This is a genomic window from Nitrospira sp. BLG_2, from assembly GCF_049222245.1.
The window spans coordinates 1-9908 of the sequence record NZ_JBLYIG010000604.1 but is presented as its reverse complement, the minus strand read 5'-3'; the positions used below and the strand labels follow the sequence as shown (position 1 = coordinate 9908).

At 54.7% G+C, this 9908-nt stretch carries 8 protein-coding genes; 4 read left to right on the top strand and 4 right to left on the bottom strand.

Annotation, left to right across the window (positions count from 1 at the left end; translation table 11 throughout):
• Window positions 1–175: 175 nt before the first annotated feature.
• Window positions 176–1462, bottom strand: coding sequence for a DEAD/DEAH box helicase (locus ACOSYY_RS16030; protein ID WP_421663685.1), 1287 nt, complete (start codon window positions 1460–1462; stop codon window positions 176–178).
• A 320-nt stretch (window positions 1463–1782) separates the two neighbouring features.
• Between ACOSYY_RS16030 and ACOSYY_RS16025 the strand changes: the two genes are divergently transcribed.
• Both ACOSYY_RS16025 and ACOSYY_RS16020 read left to right on the top strand, forming a co-directional pair.
• Window positions 1783–3597, top strand: coding sequence for an APC family permease (locus ACOSYY_RS16025; RefSeq protein ID WP_421663683.1), 1815 nt, complete (start codon window positions 1783–1785; stop codon window positions 3595–3597).
• A 2-nt stretch (window positions 3598–3599) separates the two neighbouring features.
• Window positions 3600–4658 carry a PKD domain-containing protein gene (locus tag ACOSYY_RS16020; RefSeq protein ID WP_421663681.1) on the top strand — a complete coding sequence of 353 codons (1059 nt, stop codon included), beginning with the start codon at window positions 3600–3602 and terminating at the stop codon, window positions 4656–4658.
• Between the two features lie 170 nt (window positions 4659–4828).
• Here ACOSYY_RS16020 and ACOSYY_RS16015 read toward each other — a convergent pair whose 3' ends face one another.
• Together ACOSYY_RS16015 and ACOSYY_RS16010 are read right to left on the bottom strand one after the other, a co-directional pair.
• Window positions 4829–5416: a DUF2059 domain-containing protein gene (locus tag ACOSYY_RS16015; protein WP_421663679.1), complete on the bottom strand. Its 588-nt coding sequence runs from the start codon at window positions 5414–5416 to the stop codon at window positions 4829–4831.
• Window positions 5417–5485: 69 nt separating this feature from the next.
• The gene (locus ACOSYY_RS16010; RefSeq protein ID WP_421663677.1) at window positions 5486–6997 is read right to left on the bottom strand and encodes an aKG-HExxH-type peptide beta-hydroxylase; all 1512 of its coding nucleotides are present in this window, start codon (window positions 6995–6997) and stop codon (window positions 5486–5488) included.
• 335 nt (window positions 6998–7332) lie between these two features.
• On the opposite strand from ACOSYY_RS16010, the gene ACOSYY_RS16005 reads away from it, so the two are divergent.
• Both ACOSYY_RS16005 and ACOSYY_RS16000 read left to right on the top strand, forming a co-directional pair.
• A complete protein-coding gene (locus ACOSYY_RS16005; protein WP_421663675.1) occupies window positions 7333–8766 on the top strand; it encodes an Rqc2 family fibronectin-binding protein in 1434 nt (477 codons plus the stop codon).
• Between the two features lie 11 nt (window positions 8767–8777).
• Window positions 8778–9380 (top strand): response regulator, encoded by a 603-nt coding sequence (locus ACOSYY_RS16000; protein WP_421663673.1) that lies wholly within the window; start codon window positions 8778–8780, stop codon window positions 9378–9380.
• A gap of 89 nt (window positions 9381–9469) precedes the next feature.
• Here the strand turns inward: ACOSYY_RS16000 and ACOSYY_RS15995 are convergent.
• Window positions 9470–9908, bottom strand: a 439-nt coding sequence (locus tag ACOSYY_RS15995) for a 2OG-Fe(II) oxygenase (RefSeq protein ID WP_421663671.1), incomplete at its 5' end; no start/stop codon positions are given.

The window sequence follows — 9908 nt, the reverse complement described above, 5'->3', positions numbered from 1 at the left end:
CCATCTGGTTCCTAGCGAGGAAAGGGAACAGCTGAATGGCATGGAAACGCGCACGCGGGGGTATCGCCGAGCTTTGTTTCCTACTACCTCCGGTCGTTGAATCGCCTGCATGAAAATCCACCTTGTGAGAGACACTGTATCTCACAAGGTGGATTCAGCGAACTATTTTTGTACTTTATGTACGGGTTGACGTTGCAACACCATACGACGATGGTCCGACATTGGGCTTTCTCGTGTTGCGGAAGGAGTGGGTTTGGGAACGTTTCACGTGACTCCTCGAGCGATGTCCATCCCGACGAACACCTCCGTCTGGGGCAGTAATCGGGGGGAAAGGAGCCTCGCTTCCTGGAGCAAGCGGGACTGCATGCCCCAACAATCGCTCGATATCTCGCAGTTGATGCTGGTCCTCGCCTGTTACAAAACTCGTGGCGCGACCAGTCGTCTTCATCCGCGCCGTGCGACCGATACGATGCACGTAATCTTCCGGACAATTGGGAAGATCGAAATTGATCACATGGCCGATATTCGCGACATCGATTCCTCTGGCGGCAATATCCGTCGCTACCAACACACGGAATGCTCCGCGTCTGAAACCTTCCAGTGCGGCGCGTCTTTGCGACAGGCTCCGGTCTCCGTGCAGCACAGCCGCTCGATGACCCGCGCGACCCAGCAATCGCCCCAATCGGTCGGCCCGATGCTTCGTCCTGGTGAAGACCAGCGCGGTAGCCTGATCAGCTCCCAATAGTGTTAACAGAAGATCGGGTTTGCCGGCGTGGGATGTATAATGCACCGCCTGCGTGACACCGTCTGTCGTCGTTGCAGAGGGTGCGACCATCACACGCACCGGATTGTTCACGCTGGCCTGAACCAACCGCGCCAAGTCTGCAGGCAAGGTAGCCGAAAACAGCAACGTCTGTCGCTGTTCCGGCAAGGCATCCAGTATCTGATTGATTTGCGGGGCAAAACCCATGTCCAACATCCGATCTGCTTCATCCAACACCAACATCTTCATGGACGACAACAAGATCGTGCCGTTCCACATATGATCGAGGAGACGTCCCGGCGTTGCGACCAAAACGTCCGGTCGCTGTCGCAAACCTCGCACTTGGGCTTGCATATCCGCGCCTCCTACGATGACAGTAGCGGAAATGCGACGGCTCCGCCCAAATTTCTCGATCGTAGCCAAGGTCTGCAATGCGAGCTCGCGTGTCGGCGCCAAGATCAATGCCTGGGGTTGCCCTTTCGGAAGCAGCGCGAGCCGCTCGATGATCGGGATGACGAAGGCAGCGGTCTTTCCTGTCCCAGTCTGAGCGCATCCAATGACATCTCGGCCAGCCAGGGCTGGCGGGATGGCTCGTTCTTGGATGGGAGTCGGTGAAACGAATCCGGCATCAGCCAAGTCTTGCAAAAGTGCTTCGGACAAACCGAGAGCGTGAAAACTTCCGTGAACAGACGTATCCACTACAATTATCCTTTCAGTGTGATCGCATGATGGCGGGATCAGAGAACCGATGGGAGAAACAACCGGGCTGGGTGCTACTCCGAACTGGACCTGGTCGCGATGCGATCGCGAGATCCGCTATAGTTTGGAACATCTCCTCGTCGGATCGCACGAGTGAAATGCAGTGTCACCATACCGTATCACTGGCCATACGTCAACTCGTTCGTTGAGTCGCGTTACCGATGTAGAAGAATTCAAGCTAGTCACCTACTGGGGCTTTAGTCCTATGCCGAAGCCATCAGAACATTCACCCTCTAAGAGGTTTATGAGATAATCCCTCCATGATTCTAAAGCGCTGGCTTGTGGGAGATCCTCTTAAGACCGCTCAAGCGAGGCACGAACGGCTTTCAAAAGCGATCGCCCTGCCTATCTTTTCGTCAAATGCCATCTCATCCGTCGCCTATGCTAGTGAAGAAATTCTGCTTGTACTCGTGCTCGCCGGTGCCGCTGCGGTGACATGGTCGATACCGGTCAGCCTGGCCATCCTTTTCCTTATTCTGGTCCTGACGATCTCCTACCGCCAGATCATTTACGAATACCCGGAAGGGGGAGGCGCCTATGTCGTCGCACGATCCAATCTCGGCGACAAACCGGCGCTGGTAGCCGCCGCAGCTCTCATGATCGACTATGTCTTAACTGTTGCGGTTAGTATGGCGGCAGGCATTGCAGCCCTTACATCGGCAGTTCCATCGCTCTTCATACACCGTGAAGCATTGGGACTTGTCGCCATTCTTTTCATTATTGTGATGAACCTGCGTGGAGTTCGCGAATCAGGCAAGTTCTTCGCCGTCCCAACCTATTTCGCCATCGTCGCATTGGGCCTACTCGTCGTCGTGGGAACAGTCCGGTCCTTATCCGATCCCACGGGATCTCCGCCTATAGCAAGCCTCGCTGAAGTAGAAAACCTGACCTTGTTTTTGATCCTCCGTTCATTTGCCGCAGGCTGCTCGGCAGTCACCGGGATGGAAATTGTCTCAAACGCGGTCAAAGCCTTTCGGCCACCAGAATCCAAAAATGCCGCAACCACCATGCTTTGGATGTCTGCTATTCTGGCGTCGCTGTTCATAGGAATCAGCTGGATGGCTTACCACCATGGCATCCTCCCCAAAACCGACGAAACCGTTATCTCTCAGCTGGCCCATCTCACATTCGGTACCGGTGTCATTTACTATGCCGTGCAGATTGGCACTATGGCCCTCCTGATCTTGGCCGCGAACGGTGCCTTCGCCGGCTTCCCCCAGTTGGCATCGATTCTTGCGCGTGACGGATTCATGCCGCATCAAATGGCGACGTTCGGCGATCGCCTGGTCTTTTCAAACGGCATCGTCATCCTTGGAGTCTTCGCCTGCCTCCTGCTCGTCGTATTCGAGGGGGATACTCACGCGCTGATTCCGTTGTACGCGATCGGCGTATTCGTGTCATTTACCCTCTCGCAGGCCGGCATGGTGAAACGATGGCTCGTCAAAAAAGGCCCGCACTGGCAGACCAAACTGATCGTCAATGGGGTCGGCGCCCTGACCACCGGCATCGCGACAATTATTATCGCCAGCACCAAGCTCACACAGGGTGCCTGGATCGTATTCCTGCTCATCGCCATCCTCCTTCTGATGTTTCAAGGGATTCGCTCGCACTACAAGGCTGTTACTGAACAGATCGCCCTGGACCGCCGAGGGGAACGACCTCCGTTACCTCGGCGCAATATCGTGATCATCCCGATCAGCGGTTTGAATCGCGCCGTCGTCCGAGCGCTGGACTATGCCAGAAGTCGGCCTGGTGAAGTTCGTGCCGTCTATGTGGATCTTGATCCGGAAGAAAGCGCCAAAGTCAAAATCCAGTGGGCTCAATGGGGCGGAGGAGTCAATTTGATCGCGCTCTCTTCGCCCTACCGCTCTGTCCTGAGATCGTTACTGGACTACGTCGAAGAAGTGCTTGAGAAGGACCCTAACACGTGGATCACGGTCGTGATACCGGAAATTCTTCCGGCAAGATGGTGGCAGAACATTCTGCACAACCAGCGGGCCCTGATGCTGAAAGCCTCACTGCTCTTCAAAGATCGAGTGATTCTCATCGATGTTCCCTATCACCTGACGCGGTGACCGTGAATCATCACACGTCACCGATCAATCGCCAAATGCGTGTTCGAGACTCTCTCTTTCTCATTTTTGCTTTTTGCGTTTGCCTGCCACTGCAGACACTGGCATTCAAAATAACAGAACCGACTGCTGGAACGGACCTCTCCGCTGGGAACACCGTGACCGCGCATGTGGATCTTGGGAAGGATACCGGCATCGTCACGGTCCGCTACTACTGGTACGGTGAACAGGACGAGGTGTTGGTCGAACAGGATGACTCAACGGCCATCGGCTCCATCGTGGCGCCGGTAGCGATGGCCAGCTCAGCCGAACAGGAACCCGCCTTTGGCGGCCCACTGAAAGTACCATCGAATAGCATCGGGCCGATGCGTCTATTGGCTGTGGCCGAAATCCCCCGTGGACGATTAGAGACCAAGTCTGTCTTCGATGAAGTCATTGTGAAGGTTGAACCCACTGCCGCCCTTACAACTATTGATTTTGACACAGAGAAGCCCTTGCAACTCGGCAGAGCAGGACAGTCCTCCGCCTTCGGCCATGTAGACTCGCTGGGAAAGATTTTCGAACTCCCGGTCGTCGCCGACTTTGCCGACGGCGTCACCCGGCGCATCAGCACACAGGCCAGCGGAACTAGTTACACCTCTTCCAATGATAAGGTTATTAGGGTAATGGCGAATGGTTTGCTTCAAATCGCCGGCAACGGGAAGACTACGATCACCGTAACCAATCGCGGCAAGCAAGCTTCTCTCGATGTGAACGTGACCGTGAACGACGAGCCGAATGAACCGCCGGTCGCCGATGCCGGCATGAACAAAACCGTCAAGGCCGGTTCTCGGGTAAAACTAAGCGGGCTGAAGAGCCGTGATCCGGAAGGAGAAGCTCTCTACTATAGCTGGAGCCAAGTGCGCGGCAGCAAGATTTCGCTGCTCGACGCCAATAACTCAGAGACTTCCTTCCTCGCCCCAGCCGTTTCAGAGCCACGGATATATCGCTTCAAACTACGCGTAACGGATAAGATGGGGGCCGATAGTTTACCGGCGTTTGTGGATGTGACAGTAGAACCTTAGCAAACCGTAAAACCTGCCATGTACCCGGCAGGTTGACCCTTGAACAGATAGCCCGACTCGGCATCAACGACTTCATCGGCCAACCAGCCGAATCCTTTCGTGCTGCGGCAAGACGCGTCATGGAGAAAAATGCTGTAGTCTATCGTCGTCTCTCGTGATCCGCTATGCCGCTAGGCTCCCTGCTTCCCTTTGCCCCTCGCGACCACGGCGATTACCTGAAATAGTTTCTCGACTCGAGCCTTGTATTGGCTCATGAATTGAGCCGTCCACATTTTATTGTATTCGATGGCCGCACTCTTCTTCATTCCCGCATCCTTTTCACCGAGCGGAGAGGAATAGTGCGCAATGAGGCGGTCCAATTCCTCTTCGCCAAAAGTCCTCGAATACGCATGCTTCAAATGATCATGGAGAGTCTCAACTTGCCCTATCGATGTTCTGATGTCCTTCAAGAATGCGTCTAGAAGCCGTTCGATGTCCTTCTTCTTTTCACCAGCCAGGTTCGGATAGGTGCTCGCTATGGACTTTCTTATCTGTTGTTCATATTCACTGACATATTTCTGAGTGAGTGAGTCATATTCCGACTCTAGTTCTGAGACTCGGATAAGAGTGAGCAGTTTTTCGACCTTGATTGCCTTTGGATTTTCAATCGTTGCCGCGCCTGCGGCGATCACACTGGCAACCAGCGTCACACAGCAAAACCACCCATGTAGAACAGCCCGTGCAATTTTTACATGATGCATCCCTTCCAAGCCGTACATAATCTCACCCCTTGCGATCGAGTCTACTCCGATTGGACTGATCGTCAAGAAATAGAACGGCTTCTACTGTCAGGCTTTACTCAATCGAACCGGTCCGTAGGTTCGGCGAGCTCGTTGGAGTTCTCTGATATGCTTCTGCAGCGCAGGACCGAAAGTGCCGCGATACACTTCTCGTTTGAATCGCTTACTCTGACATTCGATCTGATCGATCGCTTCGGTCAGCAGCCCGACCAAGCGCCGGCCTGAACCGGTAAGCCACCCGAGATGGTGATCGGCATAGCGCAAGTCTTGCAGCGAATAGCGGAGGGATTCGACTTCTTCCACACAGCGAAACCGTGCGCGGTGCAAGTCTCGCTGTGTAAGACCGGCCTTCTTCCATCTTGCCGCCCCGCCTCGTCCCGAAGCCCAAGACGAAAGTCGATGAAATAAGAGCGCACCCATGGTGAACGTAAAGGTCGCGTGAAGAATGCCGCGCAACGGCCGGAGACTCCGCCGCCACGGTGAATAGAAGATCCGTTGGTTATGGTCCCCATGATACATGACATATTTCCGCAGCAGAAGATTCAAGTGGTGATGGCTGTTTTCATGGATCAGGTCGTCAATCAGATCGAGCTTGCCGCGATCGAAACAGTTGATGAATGACAGTCCAGGCCGATGCCTGTAGCTGAAGCTGACCACCCCCTTCGCCTGCAGCGGAACAATGCGAGAGGTCAACAGCCTCAGCACACTATGACCTTCAGGCCAAGCCGACCGGATGGTTTGCCAAGCGCGGGCGATTCGTGCAACCAGTCGCCGGTCAGTAGGCTTCACGGTCCTCGGCTGGCGATTCTTGCTATAGACTAGCGTCGGGCCGACGGTGAGAAGCTCACGATCGCTATGGGCTGCGATGGTGGGCGGATGGTACTCCCATTGCCACTGTCCCGCTCCTCCCCAACCCGACCAGATCGGAGAAATAATCTTACCGGCCTTCACCGTTATGCCGGTCGGCTCGACTCGATACACCACACGCCCCGAGGGGTGAGGCCGCATCGCCCGCCGAACATTTTTTGGTGGCTGGCACCACGCTCCCGTTATATCAACCGCAATCGCTCCGGCCGGTTCTCCGCGCTCAAAGTTGTCGGTCAAGGTTCCCGGCACATCCCAATGCCTTATCTTCCGTTGGTGGCACCATTGACCCGGCAATGCCGGGTCAAACCAAAGGGACTCCTGAGCCAATTCCTGTGCCAATTTTCGGCACAGCGCGAACAGTCGCATCTCTAATCCACTCGCTTTAGGTTGTCCCTTCGGAAAGAGATCATCCAGATAGCCATGTTCAAAAAGCTTCTCCTGACACTTGTCCAACAATTGTTCTGCAAACTCACGTCGCTCGGGTTCACTCCTTAACTGACTGAGCACATCCAAAAAATATACGAGATCATTCAGCGTCTCGATCCACCCGACAACTTTCCAGTTCGAATAGGCCTCCGGCTTGAAGCTTGAGCAAAGGCTGTCAAAGAAGGCGGTGAGAAGACCAAATTCCCGAGCCCGATCAGCGTGGTCGGCGTGCAGTTCTCGGCACAGATCAACAAACAGCCGTCGCATCGAAAGACGAAACTCATTTTGTAATTGCGCAAGCTGCTGCGAATCGAGAAGGAGCATGGCGAACGACTACGCGTGAAATGCCGAGAGGACTCTAGCGTAGCGTGAGAGTGGGCGCAAGCTAGAAGCCTCCTCGGCTCGGCGTGACCACCAGCATTCATGGATTGCCTCAGGTACTCAATGATGATGTCAAAACCTTCATGACACCTTGCGGGTTTTTACAGCAGATCGTACAGTGCTGACGGAAGAACGGCACAGATTATGTAACCGGATTGCCCTCATGAGACCAGACTGAGGCGCAGGTCGAGCCTTCAAGCAAACAGTGGCATGGATTCGTTATGTTGACCGCATCGGATGTGGCGGAGGTCCTTACGGAAATTTCTCCTCTCCTGCGTGGCGGCTGGATCCAAAAGATCCAGCAGCCTACGGACCGTACGTTGGTGCTGGATGTACGCGTGCCGGGACAGACACATCGGCTGCTGATCTCCTGCCATCCGGACTTCGCTCGTTTGCACATCACCACACGCTCTTCAACCAATCCTCAAACGCCTCCACCGTTCTGCCAGTTTCTCAGAGCCCATTTCCAAGGAGCAAAAATCGACGATATTCGTCAGGTCGGGAATGACCGTATCGTGGAATTACAGATCACCGGGAGAGAGGGCGCACACGCAATCGTATGCGAATTGACCGGCAACAAGGCAAATATCCTGGTCCTCGATGCCGGCGGCCGAGTACTAAGGGACCTCTCCCGTCACCATCCGACCGGCCAAGCATATACTTCACCACCTCAACGCAACAGCCATCACGAAACAACCCCCAGCCGTTTCGCAGGCAGGGTTGCAGGCAAGCTTCCTGTTTCAGAAGCAATCGATGCGTATTACTGTGAACAGGAGGCCACACAGACCATCGACCGGATAAAACAAGAGCGCCTGCGTGCCCTCAAGAAAATGCTTAAAAGGGAGCAGCGATTGATTGAGGCCTGGCGGAACGACCTATCAAAAGCAACCGCTTATCGCGACTATGCCCGGTATGGAGAATTGATCAAGGCCAACCTCGGTGCGATTATGAAGGGAACCGACCATGTTGAGATGACAGATTACTTCGATGACAGGCTTCCCCACATCACGATTCCACTCGACCCCATGAAATCACCTCAGAGAAACATGGACGACTACTTTCGGAAGCATCGAAAATATCTTGCCGCCGAACGCGAACTCAAGCCACGTATCGAGCGAGCCGTGCATGGCATAGAACGGCTGTGCCAGGAAATCACATACATTGAGCAAGGAACGTGGACTCCACCTGCCATGCCTCTTGCCCATTCGAACAAAGCCACCACCGTTCGAGCAATCAGTAAGGGTCCTCTCGCTACGGATCGGCGACGCGGCCCGTTTCGTCGGTTTATCTCGACAGATGGGCTGCTGATCTTTGTCGGACGCAATGCCCGAGAAAATGATGAGCTGACGTTCGGCCTCGCCAAGAGCGACGATCTGTGGCTGCACGCTCGCGGGACACCAGGGTCTCACGTCGTCGTGAGATTAAGCAAAGGAACCGATCCTCCATCGGAAACCCTCCGTGACGCCGCCATGTTGGCGCTCCTCTATAGTGATTTCAAGAAAAGCGGCAAAGGCGATGTCATCTACACGCGGCGCAAGTGGGTCAAGAAAGCGAAGGGCCAAGCGCAGGGAGCGATTGTCGTCACCCAGGACAAATCGCTGCACGTCAGTCTGGATAAGAACCGGCTTGAGGCACTCAAGAGCCGAGGGAGCTAGGTAGCTTCTCTGTGAACCGTTTACCGGGACATTTGCCAAAATGGAAGTTTCCCTCGCTGTGGGAAATGTTCGGCACTATGATGGAAGCGGGAGGACCTCGCATGGATGCGCAGCGGGATGGTCGATCATCAGGGATTTCGCCGACTATCCTCGTCGTCGATGACGAACTCTCAGTCGTCAACCTCTGTAAAGTATTTCTTGAAGAAGCAGGGTTTGCTGTGCTGGGTGCCGAGGAAAGCTCCGAAGCGCTCAAGATCTGCTCGCAGCATCAAGGACCGATCGACCTCCTGCTCACGGATATGGTTCTACCTCCGCCGGGTTTTCAGTTCGCCTCAATCGCCAACCAATTTCCGCACGTCAACGGTCATGAACTAGCAGTTCGCGCAACCATAATGCGGAGCGGTCTCCGCATCATTTTAATGTCGGGGAATCCCGATACGGACCTTGCCAGCCATGGAATCAAGCGAGGAACGTTCCCGTTCTTGGCCAAGCCGTTCGAGCGTGACCGCCTAATCACCCTTGTGCACACCGTACTCGCACAGCCGGCGCCGACCAGTGCAGTAGAAAACCAGCCTCGCGCGGCTGCGGCTAATGATACCGACTGGTTCGGGTGAACTCGGTGCAGGTTAAAGCCACGGCTCGTGGTTTAGCAAAGAGCATCGAATTCTCTCTAACTTCACCTCAGCCTTAACCTGTTAATTTGCTATATATGTTCCGTCATGAACCATCCGGCAATCGATAACCGCCGATGTTGACCAGCCGTGGGGTCGACGCGGCAGACCCGATGGAATCGGGGGACGGTAAACATGACAAGCGATCCCGGGCGAGGTTCGATACAGTGGGTCGGTGTAAGATTGATATGCCCCCCATCACGATCTGCTCGTCGCTCATAAATAATCAATTCCCCACCCCAGTCAGGCTGCCATTCCTCATGGAAGTACGTGACGACCGCAATCCGGCGTTGCGGCACTCGACGGCCCTCTACGAGCCGACCTTGATTCGTGTCGTCATGAGTCAAGAGACAGTCGCCGGCGGAATACGAATAGTAATTGAATCCCACATGACGCCCGATGATATTCGGGAAAGACTCGATGTGATCGCGAATGCAGGGAAGCTGTAGCCGCGATAGAAATCGCTCACCC

Bases quoted from the DNA above. Each gene is read 5' to 3' on its own strand.
- ACOSYY_RS16005 (WP_421663675.1), top strand. From the start codon at position 7,333: ATGTTGACCGCATCGGATGTGGCGGAGGTCCTTACGGAAATTTCTCCT.
- ACOSYY_RS16025 (WP_421663683.1), top strand. From the start codon at position 1,783: ATGATTCTAAAGCGCTGGCTTGTGGGAGATCCTCTTAAGACCGCTCAA.
- ACOSYY_RS16015 (WP_421663679.1), bottom strand. From the start codon at position 5,416: ATGTACGGCTTGGAAGGGATGCATCATGTAAAAATTGCACGGGCTGTT.
- ACOSYY_RS16010 (WP_421663677.1), bottom strand. From the start codon at position 6,997: ATGCGACGGCTGTTTGTTGATCTGTGCCGAGAACTGCACGCCGACCAC.